This window comes from Halorhabdus amylolytica (genome assembly GCF_004944975.1).
In the GTDB taxonomy this organism is placed as follows: domain Archaea; phylum Halobacteriota; class Halobacteria; order Halobacteriales; family Haloarculaceae; genus Halorhabdus; species Halorhabdus amylolytica.
In genome coordinates, this window is record NZ_SPQG01000005.1 from 126030 (window position 1) to 146882 (window position 20853).

Annotated in this window: 19 protein-coding genes, 1 tRNA gene and 1 pseudogene; 12 read left to right on the forward strand and 9 right to left on the reverse strand. The window is 58.9% G+C overall.

Translation table 11 applies throughout. The features are described 5' to 3' along the window. Positions 1-268: pseudogene (locus E3374_RS08870) on the forward strand (peptidase); the annotation flags it as partial. Positions 269-307: 39 nt separating this feature from the next. Here the strand turns inward: E3374_RS08870 and E3374_RS08875 are convergent. Next, positions 308-922 (reverse strand): DUF309 domain-containing protein, encoded by a 615-nt coding sequence (locus E3374_RS08875; protein ID WP_136688722.1) that lies wholly within the window; start codon positions 920-922, stop codon positions 308-310. 132 nt (positions 923-1054) lie between these two features. Here E3374_RS08875 and E3374_RS08880 point away from each other — a divergent pair, with 132 nt between their 5' ends. The 3 genes from E3374_RS08880 to E3374_RS08890 all read left to right on the forward strand — a co-directional run bounded on the left by E3374_RS08880 (position 1055) and on the right by E3374_RS08890 (position 4837). Continuing rightward, the gene (locus E3374_RS08880) at positions 1055-2380 is read left to right on the forward strand and encodes an NRAMP family divalent metal transporter (RefSeq protein ID WP_136688723.1); all 1326 of its coding nucleotides are present in this window, start codon (positions 1055-1057) and stop codon (positions 2378-2380) included. Beyond that, positions 2377-2934 (forward strand): hypothetical protein, encoded by a 558-nt coding sequence (locus tag E3374_RS08885; protein ID WP_136688724.1) that lies wholly within the window; start codon positions 2377-2379, stop codon positions 2932-2934. Before E3374_RS08880 ends, E3374_RS08885 begins: the two co-directional genes overlap by 4 nt. A 121-nt stretch (positions 2935-3055) precedes the next feature. Then, a complete protein-coding gene (locus tag E3374_RS08890) occupies positions 3056-4837 on the forward strand; it encodes a glycosyltransferase family 39 protein (RefSeq protein WP_136688725.1) in 1782 nt (593 codons plus the stop codon). 10 nt (positions 4838-4847) lie between these two features. On the opposite strand, the gene E3374_RS08895 is transcribed toward E3374_RS08890, so the two are convergent. From E3374_RS08895 to E3374_RS08925, 7 genes are all read right to left on the reverse strand, one after another. Further along, positions 4848-5168, reverse strand: a complete 321-nt coding sequence (locus E3374_RS08895; RefSeq protein ID WP_136688726.1) for a rhodanese-like domain-containing protein — start codon at positions 5166-5168, stop codon at positions 4848-4850. 60 nt (positions 5169-5228) lie between these two features. Beyond that, on the reverse strand, positions 5229-5768 hold the full coding sequence (locus E3374_RS08900) for an NUDIX hydrolase (protein ID WP_136688727.1): 540 nt from the start codon (positions 5766-5768) through the stop codon (positions 5229-5231). After that, a complete protein-coding gene (locus tag E3374_RS08905) occupies positions 5761-6174 on the reverse strand; it encodes a hypothetical protein (RefSeq protein ID WP_136688728.1) in 414 nt (137 codons plus the stop codon). Before E3374_RS08905 ends, E3374_RS08900 begins: the two co-directional genes overlap by 8 nt. After that, positions 6175-6651 carry a DUF5809 family protein gene (locus tag E3374_RS08910; RefSeq protein ID WP_136688729.1) on the reverse strand — a complete coding sequence of 159 codons (477 nt, stop codon included), beginning with the start codon at positions 6649-6651 and terminating at the stop codon, positions 6175-6177. It lies immediately after the preceding gene. A 24-nt stretch (positions 6652-6675) separates the two neighbouring features. Continuing rightward, positions 6676-7128: a DUF5810 domain-containing protein gene (locus tag E3374_RS08915; RefSeq protein ID WP_136688730.1), complete on the reverse strand. Its 453-nt coding sequence runs from the start codon at positions 7126-7128 to the stop codon at positions 6676-6678. A 37-nt stretch (positions 7129-7165) separates the two neighbouring features. Next, positions 7166-7657 (reverse strand): ribosomal protein S18-alanine N-acetyltransferase, encoded by a 492-nt coding sequence (gene rimI, locus E3374_RS08920; RefSeq protein ID WP_136688731.1) that lies wholly within the window; start codon positions 7655-7657, stop codon positions 7166-7168. A gap of 298 nt (positions 7658-7955) precedes the next feature. After that, entirely contained in the window at positions 7956-9932 is a 1977-nt protein-coding gene (locus E3374_RS08925; protein WP_136688732.1) for an aconitate hydratase, read from the reverse strand. Positions 9933-10196: 264 nt separating this feature from the next. Here E3374_RS08925 and E3374_RS08930 point away from each other — a divergent pair, with 264 nt between their 5' ends. The 3 genes from E3374_RS08930 (at position 10197) to E3374_RS08940 (ending at position 12159) form a co-directional block, all read left to right on the forward strand. Then, the gene (locus tag E3374_RS08930) at positions 10197-10661 is read left to right on the forward strand and encodes a deoxyuridine 5'-triphosphate nucleotidohydrolase (RefSeq protein ID WP_136688800.1); all 465 of its coding nucleotides are present in this window, start codon (positions 10197-10199) and stop codon (positions 10659-10661) included. Positions 10662-11003: 342 nt separating this feature from the next. Next, entirely contained in the window at positions 11004-11669 is a 666-nt protein-coding gene (locus E3374_RS08935) for a helix-turn-helix domain-containing protein (RefSeq protein WP_169051814.1), read from the forward strand. A gap of 205 nt (positions 11670-11874) precedes the next feature. Then, positions 11875-12159, forward strand: a complete 285-nt coding sequence (locus E3374_RS08940) for a HalOD1 output domain-containing protein (protein WP_136688734.1) — start codon at positions 11875-11877, stop codon at positions 12157-12159. A gap of 64 nt (positions 12160-12223) precedes the next feature. Here the strand turns inward: E3374_RS08940 and E3374_RS08945 are convergent, their stop codons facing one another. Continuing rightward, positions 12224-13441 (reverse strand): RNA-guided endonuclease InsQ/TnpB family protein, encoded by a 1218-nt coding sequence (locus E3374_RS08945; RefSeq protein WP_136688735.1) that lies wholly within the window; start codon positions 13439-13441, stop codon positions 12224-12226. Between the two features lie 241 nt (positions 13442-13682). Between E3374_RS08945 and E3374_RS08950 the strand changes: the two genes are divergently transcribed. The 5 genes from E3374_RS08950 to E3374_RS08970 all read left to right on the forward strand — a co-directional run bounded on the left by E3374_RS08950 (position 13683) and on the right by E3374_RS08970 (position 20657). Continuing rightward, complete coding sequence (locus E3374_RS08950; RefSeq protein ID WP_136688736.1) at positions 13683-14054, forward strand: methylglyoxal synthase; 372 nt, start codon at positions 13683-13685, stop codon at positions 14052-14054. Between the two features lie 55 nt (positions 14055-14109). Beyond that, positions 14110-14183, forward strand: a tRNA-Phe gene (locus tag E3374_RS08955). An 84-nt stretch (positions 14184-14267) separates the two neighbouring features. After that, positions 14268-15902 (forward strand): MarR family transcriptional regulator, encoded by a 1635-nt coding sequence (locus E3374_RS08960; RefSeq protein WP_248299429.1) that lies wholly within the window; start codon positions 14268-14270, stop codon positions 15900-15902. Between the two features lie 275 nt (positions 15903-16177). Continuing rightward, a complete protein-coding gene (locus tag E3374_RS08965) occupies positions 16178-19930 on the forward strand; it encodes a hypothetical protein (protein ID WP_136688737.1) in 3753 nt (1250 codons plus the stop codon). Between the two features lie 127 nt (positions 19931-20057). Then, on the forward strand, positions 20058-20657 hold the full coding sequence (locus tag E3374_RS08970; protein WP_136688738.1) for a site-specific integrase: 600 nt from the start codon (positions 20058-20060) through the stop codon (positions 20655-20657). Positions 20658-20853 lie beyond the last annotated feature (196 nt).

Genomic DNA, 20853 nt, shown 5'->3' on the forward strand with positions numbered 1-20853 from the left:
GGAACCGGATCAAGAGGGGCGCGAGCACATCCTCGAGATTCACACCCGCGAGATGAACCTCGCCGATGGCGTCGACCTCGGCGCGGTCGCCGACGGGACCGACGGCCTGACCGGTGCCGAAATCGAGAGTCTGACCACCGAGGCAGGCATGTTCGCGATCCGCGACGGCCGAACCGAGGTCCGGCGCGAGGACTTCGAGGACGCTATCGAGAAGATCACCGAGGAGGACTCCGAGGCGAGCGTCGGGACGCCGGTCATGTTCCACTGAGGACTCGTTTTCGCATCCGGAGCGCACTTCGGGTGTCGCTCAGCCGAACAGCCCTTCTACGTCTTCGTCCCTGGCCATCCGGCGCTCCACGTGTTCTCCGAGTCGTTGGCAGATGATCCCGCGAGCGTCAGGTTGCCGGACGTAATCGAAGAGGAACGTCACGAACTGACTCCCCTCGTCGCCGGCTTCGAGATCGGCCTGTGCGTATTCGATCGCCTGCTCGATCAACTCCTCGTCATCCTCGGTTTCGGCGATCGCGTCAGCCACGAGGAGCGTCCCATCGAAGTCCAGATCCTCCAGGCCCACGGCCTCGCCGTGACGGGTCAACGTCGGCGGATCGCGACGGTCGACGACCGAAGGATCCTCCCGCAAGGCACCCAGATAGCTCCGGACGGGCGCGAGGTCCACGCCGGCGAACCCGTCACCGTAGCCTTCGAGATAGGTCGGGGCCTTCTCGGCGAGACTTCGTGCGCCCGCCGCGTTGTCCACGGTCGCATGGTGAATCGCGACGGTGAACTGGATGAGTCCCTGCAGGAAGTCCTTGCGCTCGTCGGCGCCGCTCATGCCGATCCAGGAGTGTTCCCAGGCGTCGTGGGCAATGCGGTACTGTCCCGCGTTGTACAGTGCGATCCCGGCTCGCAACGCGGCTTCCATATCACCCGATTGTCGACGACGGGCCTAAACGCTCCGGGATATCGACGTCACGCCCGGCGTCGCATGACCAGTCGTTTCCTCTATATTTCCCAACCCGGCAAGGTTTTCATTCTCTGGTGATACCACCCGAGTATGAGCGAGACGACAACAGACGTTACCGCCGTCTCGGGCGGGACAGTCGGACGGTATCTCCGGGAGATGGGACCGTCGTGGGTCGCCGGGGCGATCGCCGCGGGACCGGCGTCGATGGCGAGTCTGATCACCGCTGGTGCAAGCTATGACTACGCGCTTTTGTGGGTAGTCGTGCTCTCGGCAGTCGCCGGTGCGTTGGCCCAGTACCTCGCGATGCGGCTGGGACTGCTCACCGAACGAGGGATCGTCGGCGTCGTCGAGGACCACCTCGGCGAGTCCTGGGCGTGGATCCTGGTGGCCGACGCGGTGATCGCCGCGGGTGTCGCCCAACTGGTAATCATGAACACTGTCGCTTCCGTGTCGGCGTCGATCACCGGGCTGGACGCCCGTCTCTGGGGTGTACTCTGGGCGTTCGTCCTCGCGGCCGGGCTGGCGGGTCGCGGATATCGGTTCGTCGAACTGGTCGCGAAGCTACTCGTGACTGCGGTCGTGGTCGCGTTCGTCGCCTCGCTGTTCGTGGTTCCGATCGATCCCGGCGCCGCAGCCGGAGGGATCGTCCCGTCGCTGCCGGGTAGTGGGGCCCTCGTCGCAGCAGGCATCCTCGGCGGCGCGGTCCACATCACGCTGATCACGATGCACTCCTACACGATGCGAGCCCGCGAGTGGACGGCCGAGGACTACGACCTGGCGACCGTCGACATCGGTGCGTCGATGCTGGTGGCCTTCGGGATCTACAGCGTCGCGATCTTTCTGGTAGCCGCAAGCGTTCTCTCGGACCCGGGACTCTCGACGGTGGGCGCGGCCGAGGCGCTGGGGCCGCTGGTCGGCCCGAGCGCCGAGTGGCTGTTCCTGCTCGGCCTGGGCGGGGCTGCGATCTCGACGCTGGGCGGGAACACGATCGTCCCGCCGTTCCTGCTGGCGGACAAACTCGGCTGGGGTACGACCGTCGAGGACGATCGCTACCGTGCCCTCCTGGCCGGCTTCGCACTGCTGTCGGCGCCCGGGGCGTTCATCGGCGGGGACGTCCTCGGTCAACTCGTCCTCGTACTCGCCCTGGGAACGGTCGGAACTCCCTTCGCCATCGCAGTCGTCCTCTACCTGTTGAACTCCGGGGCAGTCCCCGAAGCGAACTCGACGGTCGCGAACGTCGGCGGACTCTCGTTGCTGGCCGTCGCGGGCACGCTGGCGGCCAATTTCGTCCGTGAACAGGTTAGCGCAGGCGTCGATCCTCTCTCGGGCGCGGTGCTGGCGTTCGCCGTCGTCCTTGGCCTCGCCACCGTCGGATTGCTCGGAAAGTACGTGCTCGAACGCCCGAACGCCGCATGACTGCCGGGACGGTCCCGCTCGAGGGTACAACCCTGCTCGTAGGTCCCTCGGAAGTCGGCAAGACCCACCGGACCGCGCAGGCACTGGATGCCTGGATCGACAATCACGGAACCGACGGCGTGGTCGTGCTGGAGTTCGCACCCGAGATCGAACGGGACGGACGCCTCCTCGGCGGGCGACTAGAGCGGTTCAGAACGGTCCCGGACGGCGTCTGGCACGGCGTCCTGGACGCCCACGCTCCGCGGGCAGCCGCTGACTCCCAGGATGAAGCCCGCAATTTGGCCCGGGACAACGCCGAGCGGGCGAAAGAGATTCTCGACGGCACCCCCGAACCCGTCGCGGTGTTCGTCAACGATGCGACGATCCCGTTCCAGCACGCGACCGGGAAACCCGAGCGACTCACCGACTACTGCGATCGTGCCGACTGTGCCGTCCTGAACGCTTTCGAGAGCGACGAACTGGGTACCGACGACCCGGTCTCCCGGCGGGAACGAGCAGTCCTCGATCGGCTCCAGGAATGGGCCGATCGGACGATCCCACTGTCCGAGCGATAGGAGGCGGGTCGGGGATATCGTCGGCCGAGCCAAAAACGGCCACTCACGTTTCGTCCCACACGTCGGCGATACGGGTATCGATCGAGAGAAAGATAACGCATGAGCCAGAGGGTCCGGGTAGATGGTCCCCCTCCGTCGGCTGTACGGTCGAGCGAAGACGCGGCTGCTCGCCGACCTGCAGGAGGACCCCTACCTCCCCTGGATCCTTGCTGCAGCGGCGTTACTGTCGGGATTCTGGTTCTGGCACCGGCTCCCGAACGCCGCGACCCGGGACGAGTGGAGTCGTGCGATCGACCCGCTGATGGCCGTCCGGTCGGTCGTCGCAGACCCCGGATTCGAGGGACTGCAGGACGGCGTCGCCTGGGGCCGCGTCCCGTTCGGGGCGACGTTCTACCTGTTCGGGTTCGCCCTGGTACCGGTGCTTTCGGTCGCCGTCCTCTCGGGAAACGTCGAGGCTGTCCTCGGACCGTTTCCGCCCGAAGGCGAGTTCGGGTACTTCCCGCTGTGGAACGAGACGCCGGCCTGGTTCTGGAACGGTTATCTCGGCCTGGTACGGCTGTTCTCCGTCGCCTTTGCGGTCGGGAGCGTCTATCTCACCTATCGCATCGGGACCGCGATCGCTGACCGGGCGACGGGGCGACTGGCCGCTCTGTTGTTGACGCTGACTTTCGGTTTCCTCACGATAGCCCACGAGGGCGGTGAGGATATGCCGGCGCTTTTCTTCCTCCTGCTCGCGCTGTATCTGCTGATCCGCTACGTCCAGGGCGGCGAGTGTCGGCTGTTCCTCGCTGCGAGCGCGATCGGCGGCGTCGCGATCGCGTTCAAACTCACCGCCGCGCCGGTGATCGGCGTGATCGGCGTCGCTCACCTCCTGCGTACCCGCGGCCAGGAGAACTGGCCGCGGTCGCTGTACCGGCCGCGGCTGCTGGCGACCGGCGCGGCACTCGGCGGTCTGACGATCCTGCTGGGGTTCCCGACGGGACTGGTCGGCGAGTTCGGACTCGTCGCCGAGCGACTCTTCGGCGGCCCGGTCGGTCGGGCCACACACGCCACAGGGCCCGACGCACCCACCTGGTGGTGGTTCCTTCGGCAGTATCTCACCGGACTCGGCTGGCCGCTGTTCGTCGGCGGCGTCGGAGGCGTCCTCACGACAGTCGCACTCACGGCGCGGCGGCGAGTCTCTGGCGGGATGGTTCTCGTATTGACTGCGCTCGCCGCGTTCGTCGCATTGTTTGTCCCCTGGCACGACTTTCGCGTCCACCACCTGTTGCCGACCTTCCCGCTCGTGGCGATACTGACCGCCTCGAGCCTCCTCGCACTGCGCGACCGGCGAGAAACCGTCGGACGGGTGGCGATCGGTCTGCTGCTCGTGAGTTCGGCCGTTTACGCTGGCGTCGGTGTCCTCGGCTACGCCGACATGCCCCGCGATCAGGCTGTCGACTGGCTGGAGGAGAACGCCGACGAGGGGGAGACGATCGAAGTGTATCGCCGACACTTCCAGGACACGGCGCTCCCTCATGGAGCGTCGGTCAATCATCTCTTCGGGTCCGAAGAGGCCTACGAACGGGCCGATCCGTGTCCGACCTACGTGCAACTCGGGTATCGCGATCTGCTGTACCTGTCCGAGGGGTCCTATTATCGGTCCGACCAGGATCGGGCCGAGTACGTTCGGGCGCTATTCGACGGGGAATATGGCTACGAACTCGTCGCCGAGTTCGGTCCCAGACCACGGAACTTCGTCCCCGAGCGCCCGACGCCCGGGTCACTCACAGACCTACTTTCACTGGGAGTTATTCCCCAGACCGGCCACTATGCCGACGAGCAGGAACTCCAGCCCAACCAGTACACGGCGATCCTGAAACTCACGGGCGAATGCGACCAAGATCGCGATCCGCCGTTCTGAGAAGAAGGGGTCACTCCCTGCCGGCCTCGAGTTCGCCGTCCCAGCCTTCGAGTCCGGGGGCGAGACTCTCGACCGGACCGTCGACGCCCTCGTAGGCGGCGATGAGCCGGGCGGCCTGGACGCTGGCCTGTCCGTGCGGACAGACCGTCACGACCCGCTTTGCGCCCTCCAGTTCCCCGACCTCGTCAGTCAGCCTCGGCAACGGGACGTTCTCGCTACCCGGGATGTGTCCCCGTTCGAACGCGTCAGGTGAGCGCACGTCGACAATCGTCACGTCAGTCCCGGATTCCAGCAAGTCCCGCAACTCTGCGGTGGAGACTTCGCCGTCCATGTCGTCCTCTCGGGGAAGCGCCGGGAAAACGCCGACGGTTCCACAGCATGCTCCCGCCCCTTACAACAGCCCTTCCTCGCGGGCCAGTAGTAACCCCTCGATGGTGGCGTCGTTGGCGGGATCGGCCCGGGCTCGTTCGAACGCCTCCTCGACCGGAACGGTCGTGACTTCGAGGAACTCGTTTTCGTCTAAGTTCGTCTCGACCGGTTCGAGGCCCTCGGCGAAGACGATCCCGCGCTCGTGGCGCATCGCGCCCGTCGCGACCCAGAAGTCCTCCAGTAGGGAGACGCCAGCGGGGTCGAATCCGGTCTCCTCGCGGAGTTCTCGCGCCCCCGCCCGGGTGTAGGATTCGCCGTCCTCGACGATCCCCGCAGGAAATTCCAGGCAGTGCTCGCGGATCGGGGGGCGGTACTGCTCGACCATCACGAGTTCGTCACCTGCCAGGGGCACGACGACGACCGCGGGCGGGAGTTCGGCCCAGTAGTAGCGCTTCGTCGTTCCGTCGGGCTGTTCGACGCGGTCGTATCCCCCGTCGAACCAGCCCGTCTCGTACTCGACGCGCGATTCCAAAATCGGCCAGTCGTGGGAGTCGTCACTCATCAGTTGTGCCTCCCGGATCCTGCGTTACCGTGAGTCGATAGTATCGGTTGTCGAGGCGAACGTAGATGGCCTCGCCGTCGTTCGCGTCAGGATTGCGTTGCCGTAAGGCGCTGAGCTCGTCGAACGGCGAATGGGTGAACGCCTCCTTGAACCCGACGTAACCCCGCCAGTAGGGCTCGGAACGGCCAGCCCCGTCGCCGGTTGCATCCGCCACGGCAGCCGTCGTGTAGGGATACCGGCGCTCGTCGAGGTCGCTCCCGTTGATCGCGGCGTGATCGTCGACGGGTGTCGCAGTCAAGTAATACGGATCGCCGGCCCGGATGTAGTTCGGCAGCGCGCCGAGGGCGAGCAGGGCGAAGACGACTCCGAGGATCACCAGCAGGGCGATCCGCGTCCGCCGTCGCATCTATTCGCCCTCCGTCGGTGGTTCGTCGGACGCCTCTGGGGCTTCCTGGGTTGCGTCCGTTTCGTGTAGTACGTCCCGGTATAGCCGTCCGAACGCCTGCCGTCGGAGCGTCGCGATCGCGGCTTCGCGGGCGTCAGCAAACGTGGTCGCGACGATCCGGTCAGTGAAGGCGGGCGCGTGCCAAACGATGCCGTCGACGTGTTCGGTTCCGGTCTGAACGACTTCGGCGTCCCGGTCCGCACAGAACGTCTCGAACTCCTCGCGCGTGCCGACGTGGACTGCAAGCAGCGAGGCGAACAGCGCGTCGTGACCGGTCGCGATCACGTCGTCGGTGATCAGCCGATCGTACTCTTTGCCGTCGAGTCCCATCGCCCGTCCGACCTCACGGACGACGGTCCCGGCGGCTGGATCGAGATCGGCGTACCGCTCGCGTACCTCGGCGACGGTCTCGGGCGCGAACAACCCCTCGGTGTCCATATCCCGCCGTTGGACGGGGGCCCACTATTCGGTTTCGCCCGCGTCCGCCGAGACGTCCCCGTCGTCACGTTGGCGTGCCGCACGCTCGCGGCGCTCCCTGGTGAGTTCGTAGGCCTCCCGGAGGGCTGCCTGGGCCTCGTCGTCCAAGGGCCGGTTTGCATTCGCCCGAACGCCTTCTCCCTCAGTCAATGCGTCGAAGGCGATGCCGGGTTCGTGACTGCTGTCCTGAAATGCGGTCGAATTTGGAATCCCGGTGTGATCGTGATCGTCGCCAGCGACCGGAAGATCGACCTCCTCGGCCTCGCCGACGACGCGCTCGGCCAGGCCCGCGTCGTCCTCCTCGGCCCAGCCCGGAGCGTGTTCCTCGAGCCAGATCTCGTGCTCGTCGTCGCCCAGTAGCGCCGTGAAGGCCAGGTGGTCCGCCAGGTGTTTGGCATCGGCCTGGGGCGCCTCACAGACCGGGCACGCGTATCCCATGTCCGAACGCAGGCGGGCCCGACGGAAAGACCTCTCGCTACCCCCAGGTCCGGAGCATGACCAGCGCGTCCTCGCCGTCGTCGTAGTACCGCGGGATCGTCCGGCGGTGGACGAACCCCGCCTGTCGATAAAGTCGCTTTGCCCCCTCGTTGCTCGCCCGGACCTCCAGCTTGATCGATCCCACGCCGGTCGACCGGAGTGTACAGACCGCCCGTTCGAGGAGCTGTCGACCGATCCCTCGTCGTCTTCGATCGGGGTGGACAGCCAGATCCTTGACGTGACCGAGCGCCTCGCCGTGGTTGGGGATGGCGTCGGCGACGACGTATCCGACGACGGTTCCGTCCGGGGGCGCATCACCACGGCCGACCGCCACGAGGAACGCAGGCGCATCGAGGAACCCCTCGAAGGCCGCGACGGACCACGGTTGCGGAAACGACTGGCGCTCGATATCGGCGACGGCAAGCAGATCCGAGCGCCTGGCCGACCGGATGAACGGGAGCGTGGTATCTCCCGGAACGACTGTCGTCACAGACAGAGCTACGACAGGGGACTACAAAGACGTGGCGCCGGGCCGACGACTCCCAAAAGACACTTACTACCCGACGGTCTACCTCGTTATGCACCCATTCGGGTGCCACCCCAACCCCCACCCCAACTTTTCGTCTTTCCGTCGACCCGTGACCGGTTGGTCCGTGACGGACGTTCCCGGTTCGGCGTGGACCGGAATAGACGGTGTGCCGACAGCCAGCGGACTCTCGATCGCTGTCACCTTATCCCGGCGTCTCCAGCGAAAAGATCCTCAACGGTGCGTTTCGGAGGAGTGCCGATCAGTCGTCGGCCGGCGTCCCACCGGTCCCGGAGCCCTCGTACTGCATCTTGGTGTGGGGAAGTTTCCCGCCGTCGGCGAGGATCTCGCGTTCACGCTCGGAGGCGTCGAGATACCCGGTCGCCTCCCACTCGTCGTTGACGCGGATGGTGAACTCCTCGGCGCCCGACCGGACGGCACCCGCCACGTCGTCGACGATCTCGATATCGTCGCCCTGGTCGATCCTCTCGTAGGTTTCCTCGTCGATTTCTAAGGGCAGTAGGCCGAAGTTGAACAGGTTAGCCTTGTGGATGCGCGCGAAGCTCTGGGCGAGGACGCCCTCGACACCCAGGTACATCGGGCACAGCGCGGCGTGCTCCCGGGAGGAACCCTGACCGTAGTTCTCGCCAGCGACCAGGAATCCACCGTCGGCGTCCAGCGCGCGCTGGGCGAAGTCCTCGTCGACCCGCGAAAGGGTGAATTCCGAGAGTTTGGGGACGTTCGATCGGTACATCAGGATGTCCTGGGTTGCAGGGATGATGTGGTCGGTGGTGATGTCGTCGCCCATCTTCAACAGCGTCGGGCCGCCGAGATCGGCGTCCATCGGATCTTTCAACGGTACGTCCGCGATGTTGGGTCCCTTGATGAGGTCGTCGTCGACGGCGTTCTCGGGCTCGATGATGTCCGTGTCTGCGCCGTAGTATTCGTCGGGTAGTTCCATGCCCGGAGCCTCCAGATCGCCGAGTTCGTCGGCCAAATCCCGTGGATCGACGATCTCGCCGGCGATGGCCGACGCGGTCGCGACTTCCGGAGAGACCAGATAAACATTGTCGTCCTCGAGTCCGGAGCGACCCTCGAAGTTCCGGTTGAACGTCCGCAGGCTGACCGAATCGCTCGCGGGAACGTGGCCGATGCCGATACAGGCCCCGCAGGTCGCCTCCGAGAAGTTGACGCCGGCGGCCATCATCTCCGAGGCCCAGCCTTCACGGGCGAGCATCTCGGATGCCTGCTTGGAGCCGGGCGCGACGATCATCTCGGTCGTCGGGTCGATCTCGCGGCCTTCGAGCATCTTTGCCGACGGGAGGATGTCTTCGTAGGCACCGTTCGTACAGGAACCGATGATGACCTGCTCGACGTCCGTGCCTTCGACTTCACGGACCGGAACGACGTTGTCGGGCATCGACGGCGTCGCGATCAACGGTTCGAGGTCCGAGAGGTCGACCGTGATCTGATCGTGGTACTCGGCGTCCTCGTCGGGGCCGATCTCGACGTACTCGTCTTCGCGATCGAGGCGTTCGAGGAAGTCCCGGGTCTCCTCGTCGGTCGGGAAGATCGAGGTGGTGGCGCCCAGTTCCGTGCCCATGTTCGTGATGGTCGTCCGCTCGGGCACCGTCAGCGTCTCGACGCCCGGCCCGGTGAACTCCAGCACCTTGCCGACGCCGCCCTTCACTGAGAGGCGTCGGAGGAGTTCGAGGATGACGTCCTTCGCGGTCGCCCACTCGGGAAGTTCGCCCTCCAGACGGACGTTGACGATCTCGGGCATCTCGATGTAGTACGCGCCACCACCCATTGCGACCGCGAGATCGAGTCCGCCCGCGCCGATCGCGAGTTCGCCCAGGCCGCCGGGCGTCGGCGTGTGACTGTCCGATCCGAGCATCGTCTTGCCCGGCGCGGCGAAATGCTCCTTGTGCACCTGATGGCAGATACCGTTGCCCGGCCGCGAGAAGTACGCACCGTACGTCCCGGCTGCCGAGCGCAGGAACCGATGATCGTCGGTATTCTTGAAGTCAAACTGATATGTCTGGTGATCACAGTACTGGGCGGCCAGTTCCGTCTGTACCTCCTCAAGATCCAGCGCCTCGAACTGCAACCAGACGAGCGTCCCCGTCGTGTCCTGCGTGAGTGCTTGGTCGATCTCGATGCCGATCTCCTCGCCGGGTTCGAGTTCCCCCTCCACGAGGTGATCGTCGAGAATCTTCTCCGTGAGCGTCTGTCCCATATCGTCCGTGGAAACGCCGCGGACGGACATAAATCCCCGGTGTTGGCGCGAATGCTGCGGGTTTGCCCTCCTGTGGTTTTTCGAACCACGATGATCGACCATGTCGATCCTATCGGGCTGTTCCGACCCGAAGAGACAGCGGTGCGGGGCCACCGTATTGTGGGTAACCGATCGTGTCGGACTCGGAGGCCGGACGACGAGGTGGGACGATCGACGTCACCCGACGTCGGAACGCTCTTGGTTCCCGTCGGCGATCCCTCGGCCATGTTCAAGAGCGGTCACTTCGTCGCCGCACAGCTCGACGAGCTCCGGGACGATCAAATCCAGCCCAACGGTGTCGATCTGACACTCGATGCGGTGTTCGAACAGGTCGAGCCCGGACGCATCGGCCGCGACGGCAAGACAGTGGGCGATCGAGAGCGTGTCACGCCGACGGACGACGGCTTCAGTCTCTCGCCCGGCGGCTACGTTGTCCGGTACGCCGAAGTCGTCCGGATCCCCGAAGACCACGTCGGATTCCTGTTGCCACGTTCCTCGCTCCTCCGGAACTCCTGTATGCTCGACACCGCCGTCTGGGACGCCGGCTACGAAGGACGTGGCGAGGGGCTGCTCGAAGTCCACCACGAAATCGAACTCGAACGTGGCGCCCGGATCGCCCAGCTTGTCCTCGCCGATGCTGCTCACCGGGACACCTATGAGGGGGAATACCAAGGCGAACACGTTGCCTGATCGTCGTTCACACCGGAACGTGACGGGGCCAGCTAATCACCGTCGACAACTCACATATATACTACCTGAATATACAAGTGCTACCGTTATGTGGCCGGGCCCGGGATAATGGAGGTACGGTGTTGGCGCAACCCGCTGACATCGGAGCCCGTGCCTCTGACATACCTGTGCTCCGGGTTGCCGACACCGTGCGTGGAACGGGGGGAGTTCCGCCCGATCCCGATTCTCGTAGCGTCCGTGTGTCGCGAAAACGATGATCTGTCCCGTCCAGTGAGACTGCGACGAGTATCGCGTACTTTATGCCATGACGACACATTTGTCCGAACAGACCAGCCACAGACAATGATTGCCTGTTGTCGTTTCGACGCCGAAGTTCTGGAAACCACCTTCGCGGAGCATCCGGATCTCAGTCTCGAAGTCGAGGGGCTTCACGCCGGGGAGTCGATACCGTTTCGTCTCGTTTTCTGGGCACGGGGCGCCCCGGCCGCTGATCTCGACGTGTCACTTGCGGCCGATCCGACCGTCGAAGACGTGCGACGACTCGCGACGACCGACGATGCGGTGCTCTATCGGTCGATGCATCCGGGAGATCTACCGGCAGTGTCGATCTACAACGCCGCGATCGAACACGACGCGCTGTTGCTCGCGGCGATCAACGAGGGGGACGGGTGGAACGTCCGGTTCCGGATTCCGGATCGCGACGCACTCTCAACGCTCTGTGAACGGTGTCAAGACCTCGGGATCGGGGTCGACGTCACCTCGATCCACGACCGGGACGACGCGACCTGCTACGGGTTCGGTCTGACGCCCTCCCAGCGCGAGATCCTTACGCTCGCCTGGGAGCGGGGTTACTTTTCGGTCCCGCGGGAGACCACGCTCGCCTCGCTGGCCGACGAACTCGACATCTCACAGCAAGCGGCCTCGGAACGACTCCGGCGAGGGCTGTGGGTGCTCGTCTCGAACACCGTCTGTGAATGTGACGTGGACGGAAACACCGACATGGCGTGAGAATCTAATCTCTCCTGGCGTGAGAATCTAGTCGCTCCACAGATCGAAGGACATCTATAGCTGCCCGGTTCCGGGACGATGGAGAGCGGTGCTCGGACACGCCGCGGTCGATACGCATCTCCAGAGAAATCCGGCGATCGTCGTTCTTTCACGGCGCGAAACTGGTGGGAGTTCCTATATATGTCACGGCCATCGAATCAGGTACATGTGCCCTGAAGATCTATACGTGATTCCTGACGAGGCCGAAGAAGGAGGAACCGGCGAAGTCTGGATTCAGCCCCGATCTGTCGACGAGATTGTCATCGACGCGATCCTCGAAGCGACCGAGTACGACGCCGCGGACCTCGATCCGCTCGGCGAGTACGTCGATTACGACTCGCTCGGTTCGCTGTTCGACGACGCGGATCTGGAAACGCTCTCCTTCGAAGTCGATACCTACGAGGTGACGGTCCACCAGTCTGGCGCGGTTGATGTCGTTGACGCCAAGTGACCGCCCGAATCACCTACACCCGCCGTGAACGGCGGGGTTTGTCGGTGGACTCCCGGTCTATCCACTATCCTGTGGAAGGCGAATATTCGCCATTCCCGTTCAACGTCCCCGACTTCAGGGCGAGGTGATGGGTCGCCCCTCCAGAACCAGACTTGAGCCGGTTCTGGATGTATCTGTGTGCGATATTGCGTGCCGCGTTGTAGTCGGCGTGTAGCTCTTTGCCGCACTTCTGGCAGCCAAACTCGTCGCCGTCGCGGTTGTCCTCGTGGGTGAACCCACAGTCGGCGTGACTGCACCGCTGGCTGGTGTAGGCTGGATGGACTGACTCGACGGCGATTCCTTCGGCACGGGCTTTGTACGTGGTCTGGCGTTTCAACTCGCGGAACGCCCACTGCTGGAATTTCGAGGCGTTCGAGATACGTTCCCGTATCTGTTCTAAGTCCTCGAACACGATTACCGAACAGCCCTGCGACACGGCTTCTGCGACCAGCCGCTTCGAGGCTTGGTGTAAGAAGTCCTCGGACCACCGGGCGAACCTCTCCCCGATGGACTCGATGGTAAGGTGTGCGCTCCGCGTGCCCTGCTGTTGCAGGCGAGCGCGGCGGCGTTCGTACTCGCGGCGCTTGTGATTCAGCAGGTCGGCGTTGCCGATGAACGCCCCCGTGCTGGTGACAGCCAGATACCCGTCCACGTTCCGGTCCACGCCGAGAACTGTTCGGTTCTCGGCCTCTCCCGACGACTCGTCGCGTTCCTGCGTGACGGAAACGTGGAGGTAGTAAGTATCGGTCTGGCGGTCGTAGCGGAGTTTCGCGCCCTGCTTGGTCCACTCGTCGCTGTCCATGTACTCGGCCTGCGGGGAGTCCTCGGGGTAGACGTACTCGGCGTGAACACGACCGTTGCCGTATGCCGCCAACGAACAGTAGCCGTCGAAGTAACTGATGGCGTTCGTATTGTAGACGGTCGTGTTCGAGGTGAACACGGGTTTCGAGGTACGTTCGCCGTTTTTCATCTTCTCGACGCACGTTGAGAGTGCGTCGGCGGCATGGTTGACGGCGGCCACAGTCAGGTCCGAGTGCAACCCGGTAGCGTCCCGTATCTCGTCGTAGACGAGCGGCTGTAGCCGAGAGCGCGACGTGATCACGTAGCCGTCGTCGTCGCCCTCCCATCCCCGGTCGGCAAACCGCTGTGCGGCGTCCCGAAACGTGTTCATGGTGCGTTTCAGGTCGTCGCGGCGCTCGTCGGGGACAGAGAGTTTGACGACGGCGGTACGCTGAATCCCCATCTACACTCCACATGTGGCACTATCTACATATAAAAGTCGGGGAGTTAGCTGTGCAGTGACGTGGTAGATGTTCGTGGGAGCTTACGCGATTCCCGCCCGCCCTGTTCGGCGCTCGGTTCCGACAGCAAGTGTCGGAACACTCTCGCCTCACGGTAAGGGCGGGACTCCCTCGCTGTCTAAGGTGGTCGCCTGAAACAACTGAATCTCAACACCTTTACCCGCGGCCGCCCCTTCTGGAGGTATGACTCGGATCGCGCTCATCGCTCACGACGACGAAAAACCCGAGATGATCGACTTCGTCCGAACCCACGAAGACGTTCTCGAGGGGTTCGACCTCGTCGCCACCGGGACGACCGGCAAGCGAATCATGGACGAAACTGGTCTGGACGTCGAACGCAAACAGTCCGGGCCGCTTGGCGGTGACACCCAGATCGGCGCTGAAGTTGCCGACGAGGCACTTGACGGCATCGTGTTCCTCCGGGACCCACTGACTGCCCAGCCCCACGAACCCGACATCACGGCATTGCTTCGTATCTGTGACGTCCACGACACGCCCATGGCGACGACACGGACCTCCGCGGAGTTCCTGATCGAGGGACTGGCCGATCGGTGAGCCCCGCGCCCGCTATCGAAATCCTTTTGCTGTCGCTCACCGACCTTCCGAACGCGCCGCCTTAGCTCAGACTGGGAGAGCACTCGACTGAAGATCGAGCTGTCCCCGGTTCAAATCCGGGAGGCGGCATACCCTTCTCGGTTTACATGCCGGAAGGACAACCCCCCATGAGGGGCGTCTCCGCGCATCGACAAACTCCAGGGGTGAGGTGGCGTGCAGCTGATCGAGACTGCACCCCACGAGTTTGCCGCCCACTATCTCTTTACGCGGTACGGTATGGAGCCGTTCTTCGCCTTCGATAGTCGGATCAAAGAGGGAGATGGCAGTCAGCGCGGATCATTCGAGTACCGTGGAGAGAAGTGGGACGTTTCACTCTCATATCGGGATTCAGGACTCGCGCACCCTGGGAGTCACCTTCCCTCTGGAACCGAGTTCCAACTCGAATCGATGCGGGAGTTCGATCTCCACGTCCAAAGCGCGGACGATCCGATCGGAGAGCGTTCATTTCATGCTCATATTGCTCCACGCTGGCAGGGCATGGAAAGCGAGAACGGACAAGAGATCTCGATCCCCGATGGTGTCGATGAAGGCGTAAACATCCACATCCAAGGCTCGAATATCGAGTTTGCGGAGTATCTGAGTCTCATCAAATCCGCTGTTGAGTCTGTGGGAATCAGCCGTCATTACTTCCTCAGGGCGCACGAGTTTTCGACGATTCTGGATGCGGAACGCTATGTCCGCGTTCATGAGGAAGACAGTGGGTCAGTACATGCTCGCGATGGTCCTCTCGCCCAATTAGGCCATCTACTTGAAAATGACCGCTCAGGCCGCCGTAAGTTGGTTCAATTCGATAGTGACGAGAGAGGGAGAGACCAGCCTGGGTACTATCATACAGCGACTCTCGGACCAAAGCGAGTCCGTGAGGCGTTCCCTGATCATGAGCTTCCGAAAGAGGTCAAGCACTACTACGCACGAGAAGCAGTTAATCTCGACTCCGACCGCTCGGTAGCTCATCCGAAAGTTGGCGTATCGTATCAGCGATCGTTCTGGGATGAGCAACTGGGGGCATCGAAAGCGGATATCGACAAACTGAACGAAGAACTCGAGGAGACACTTCTCAGTGTTCTCTCGGAAGCAGGTCTCCCAGTCCGGCCTGGAATGGGAACCTACGTTGAAGACGCATATTTCCAACCTGCCGAGTCTGATCGAGAACGGAATCTCGTCGAGCTTGATTTCACTCAGATCAAGCACCGACAGGAATCAGTCGTCATCAAGCACCTTGCCGATGGAATTTCACCAACAGCTTGGGATACGTTGGAGGCTCTAGTCACTGATGGCGGTGAAGTAAGTCCAAAGGATATTGCGGAAGAAGCGGATCGTCATCCAGGTAGCGTTCGGCGAGCTCTTGATCAAATCCCCGAACTGGTAGAACACGAATATGGCAGTGTTTCGCTCCGATCGAAGTACATTGCTGATCTCGTACACGATGCCGTGAGAGAAGCCAAGGAGGCCACAAGACGAGCCGCTGAAGCGGGAGCCAAGGCGATGGAAGCAGCTGAGAAGGGGCTCGACGAAACCACTAGTACGTTCATCGCTTGGGCAGCCAAGCATGATATTGACCTTCAAGACCGTGAGGGTGGTCCGCTCCGGTTAGATTTTGGGACGGTTGATGAGGTTCGGCGGCTGTTACGAGAAGGATACGAGCTGTGGACTGCTGCGGATATGCCCGCAGAACGATTTCGGATGGCGACGGTTCGGTACAAGCAGAAAAGGGATGCTGGCTACGAATCAGTCGACGCGACCGAGGTACAATCATACACTACGGAGGCATGGCGGTACTTAAGATGAGATGCGACAGATCAGTGGCAACACTGTCTAAACAACGGGAATTGCGGTAGAAACCGACGTTTCTGAGCGGAAATTTGTACCAACACCCCCGAGGAGTTCTGTGAGAGAGTAGTATGTGTTTTGATGAAGTCCCCTTAGGGACACGCCTAATATGGAATACAACAAAGAGTACGGTTCTGATGGTCGGATCACTCTCTATATTCAGATATTGAGGAGATATCCGAAGAGAAAGCAGAGGCCAAAGACTAATCACATCTCATTGTGTTGGGAATCCCATGCCTTCCCCCTTTGAGTTCGGCGATGTCGAGATATCGAATTTCACCGCTGATGAAACAGCAAAGTTTCTCCGGAGTCTACTCTCGGCTGAAGCTACGTCCTGTGGTATGGGTCTAGAGAGTTATCACGTTCCTATAAAAGTCAATGTGCCAGATGGAGGGATAGACGCTTTAGCAGAAAACAAATCTGAGAACCGGACGTCATTGATCCCAACTGGAAAGACGGGCTACCAATTGAAGCGTAGTGATCTCTCCCCAAAAGAATGTGAGAAAGAGGTTTTAGATGAAGATAGTGGAGAGGTAAAAGAAATGGTTCAGGAGGTTCTTAAAGAAAATGGAACGTATACTTTAGTCATATTTGATGATTTGACAGACAGGAAAATAAAAAATAGAAAAGAAAGACTAGAGAATACATTCGCTTCCCACGGTTTTGACTCAGCTGCTGTCGAGATATTCGACGTTAGTAAGTTAGTCACAGTCGCACAACAGTATCCAAGTCTTGCAGTCCGCTACCACCCCCAGATTGATGTTGGTGTTGATATCGACACTTGGGCAGATCGTCAGTCAGTCTCATCAATCCACACCTACGTAGATGGTGGTGATAGAAAAAAGTATCAAGATAATATAAAGAGAGGAATAACATCCTCGAATACCGCTTCAGTAACACGAATCACAGGCTTATCAGGAGTTGGTAAAACTAGATTTATATTTGAAATATTAGATAAGGACGCTCTGCGAGGGCAAGTTATCCATACAAGTGAAAAATCACTAAGTCAAAGTCAATTAATACAATATTTAGAAATAAATGACAATGTAAAATGTATCTTAGTTGTCGATGAATGTTCGCCGGAGTATCATGAATCGTTGGTGAATAAATTTAGAGAGCGGGGCAACCGGATTCATATAGTAACAATATCTGATAGTCTCAAGCAAGTTAGTGCGGATATTCAAGTAGAGTTGAAGCCCCTAAGTAAAGACATTATTGAAGAGTTGATTAAGAGAGAAAGACCAGATCTAAACCGAAATGCGATCTCTAAAATTGTTGAATTCTCTGATGGATTTCCGGGTATCACGGCTACTCTGCTGCCAACGATTGAATTCGGCGGATGGAACTCAGAATTAGATCTCCCGGCGGGTACTTTGATGGACAAATTATTAGTTGGTAATGAGAAAAAAGAGGATCGCCCGAATCTCCGTGACATAAAGAAAACACTAGAAGCATTTGCGATGTTCGAAAGAGTTGGGTGGAAAAACCAAAATGGGGATTTAAGTGACGAATTTATTGAGGTTTATGAGTTATTTGGACTAGATTCCGTAGGAGAAGAATCAGAAGTCTCTGAAATAGTCTCATATGCTAAAAAAAGAGGACTACTTAACGGAGAATCTGCTCTGAGCCTTCAGCCGTTACCTCTCGCACTTCTACTCATCAAATCACGTTTGGAAAGAGATCAGATCACTTCTGATCTTTTGGAGCTGCCCCCCGGATTAATTAGGCGTGCAGAGAGACGAATACCATACTTTAATGCATTTGAATCGGGGCGTGATTGGGTTGCGGATGTTTTGAGTCGGAGAGGTTGGTTTAATAATACTGCTCTACTAGAAACTGAATCTGGAAGCCGGATTTTTAAAGCATTAGCTCAAGCCTCAGCTGAAGATGGAATAAAGGTTTTAGACCGATTCTTCCGGATGCGGTCACTTTCCGAGTTAAAAGATTTCAAAGAAGGACGAAGAGGAATGGTAAGGGCACTCAGGGGGATTGCAGTCTGGGACGCTACTTTTGATGATGCAGCGGGCTATCTTCGACGGTTAGCAATCGCTGAAAATGAGAGGTTTGCGAACAATGCCACAGGTATCTACACAGGACTGTTTTCACCAGTACCGGGTCAACTATCTCCTACTGAACGTAGGCCAGCAGATAGATTGCATCACATTGAAGATGGTTTGAGAGCGGAGAACGATAGAGAGTTTGACTTGGCAGTTGATGCTAGCAAAAAAGCACTCAAAACTCGGAACTATCAAAAGACAGGACATCCGGAGCGGCAAGGAGCAAGAGAATTTCCTAACTTTTGGTACCCAGATTCCCGAGAAGAGTGGGTCTCATATTTCAAATTAGTCTGGGAAACTCTTGAAGAGTGCATATGTGAATTGGAAGAAGAGAGAAGAAACAGAATCCTAGAGATATTGTCCGATGCCGCTCGAGACTATGTATCTCTCTCCGATGAACTGGATGAACTTGTGCGAAACTCATTTAAGGACCTCTACGAGGAAGACTGGGACAACTCACAACAGATAATTAGTTCGATCATATCAATAAATAAATTTGAAGCAGAAAACCTTGATGAAGAGGCGAGAGAAGCATGGGCTGAGATCGAGGGTTGGGCTGTTAATCACTCTTATCACTCAAGATTCATCAGATATGTATACATATCTCAGGTATATAGATCAGAAGAAGAGAAAGAAACGAGAAGAAGGAACGTAAATGAATTAGCAGAGGAGGCATTCTCAAATATTCAACATCTTCGTCAAGAATATGACCTCCTGTTCCAAGACGATGTTACCAAAGGATATGAATTTGGTCAGGAGATCTCAAAGAGAGATTCGGAGAGTGAGTTAATTGACGAAATATTGGATGAACTTGCTGAACGTCACCCAAAGCAACTTCCCTCATTCGTAATTGGATATTTGCTAATATTAGAAGAACGTGACTCTGATAGATATGATAAAGTTATTGAAGAGATGCAAGAAGGGGCACTACAAGATTACTATCCCACCGTTGTGCGGATGATAAGTCCAACCGACGAAAAAATTCAAGAAATTATTGATGAGGTTGAAAGTGGCACCCTTGATGTAGAGGCCCTTCGAGAATTTGGTAGATTACCTAGTCCTCATAAAGCCATATCAGAAAAGCTTCTACAAGAGATATCTCGACGCTTATTAGAGTCAGACAGTCAATCAGCCCATATAGCACTAGAACTGCTATATTCCTTCTACGTCTATCCAGATGATAGTCCAGATCCAGATGAGAGCTTTCTTTTAAATTCGGTCACACATCAAAACGTTCTGGTACTCCCAGAAAAGGGTCATACTCATACTCAATCTCATGAGTGGCAGAAAATCTCAGAGGAGATACTAGATGAGGATCCAAATCTTGCTGCTGATATTGTCGAAAACGTAATTGAAGCATCTGTTGAGGATGGTCATTTTGTGAGACTTACTAGTCATCACAGCGGGGTTCTCTCAAAGTGTGTAGAGGTAAATCCAGACGGAGTCTGGGAAGTGGTAGCAAGCAAACTTAGTGAAGAAGATTTCAAGTCCTGGTGGACGACACAATGGTTAAGCGGTAACCTTTCTTTAGGTGGTCCAATCTTCCATAGGTTTGATTGGGAAGATGTACGTGAATGGATCGAAGAGAACCGTGAGGATCATGCGCCATTCGTTGCAAACTCCATGGGAATTCACCTTCCCGAGGGACCAACGGAAAACACCCTAACGCGGGAAATGTTAGTAGAATACGGTCACTTGAATGATGTAAGGAGTTCTCTTCGAAGTACCTATCTGTCAGGACACTGGGCTGGCTCTTCAGAAGAACATTACAAACAGAAGCGCGACGAAATAGAAGAATTTCTCTCAATTGAAGAGGCGAGAGAAAATCCTTCAGAAAGTGTGTTTTCTTGGGGAGAATCTCTCCTAGATCTCCTTGAAGATCGTATCGCAAGAGCAGCAGTCAGGGAAGAACTGCTCGGAATGAATTAATTCCAAATATTCACTTCGTCACTGTTGACCAAGAACTACGACACGGAAGCCGCTATAGCAGGCTGATCCGCCCCAGTCCGAGCCAAACGGTGGTTTATGATGTCGCACTTGTCATTGAGAACTATCCATGCGAATCGAGCGCAACGAGAACCACCACTCGTATCGCTGCTGGCTCACGCCGGACGAGTACAAGACCCTCAAGCAGAGCGCAGGGAGCTACCGCGACTCCCTGATTATCCAGCTCGGTGGTGAAGTCGGACTCCGTTCCTTCGAGATCCCGCAGATCCATCCGGAGCACATCAAGCACGTCGACGGCCACGCCAGGCTTCGGGTTCCCAAGGGGAAGGACACCGAAGGAAGCGGTGGGAAGCCTCGCGACGCCTACCTTCCCGAGCAGGTTGAGAGTGAGTTACTTCGCTACGCCAACGTCGAAGACATTGATCGAGATGAACCGATCGTCAATCTGAGCGAGCGTTCCGTGCAGCGCCGGGTCAAAGCGACCGCCGAGCGCGTCGCAGAGGAAACCGGAGACGCCGACTGGCAGAAAGTGTCGAGTCACGATCTCCGGCGCTACTATGCACAGACCTTGCTGGTACGCGAGCGGATGAATCCGCGTGTGGTGATGGAAGTCGGTGGGTGGTCGTCCTTCTCCGCGGTAGAGCCATACCTGAATGCGCCGACGGCTGAGGTTGTGAACCGGGAATTCGAAGACATAGTTTTCAGTTGATTCGTTTTGGAGCAGTTTGTGTGATTGCGTTCGAATGTTCAGTACAGGACACTCACACAACGATCATTCTGCTGGTCACCCGCTATCTATCAAGAACGCCGTACAAGATACAGAGCGTGTATGCAGCAGAGCGCTACGGGCAATTCCCCTAATTAGCACCAAAACGGGTTGAATGGTGACGATGGATCCGGACATA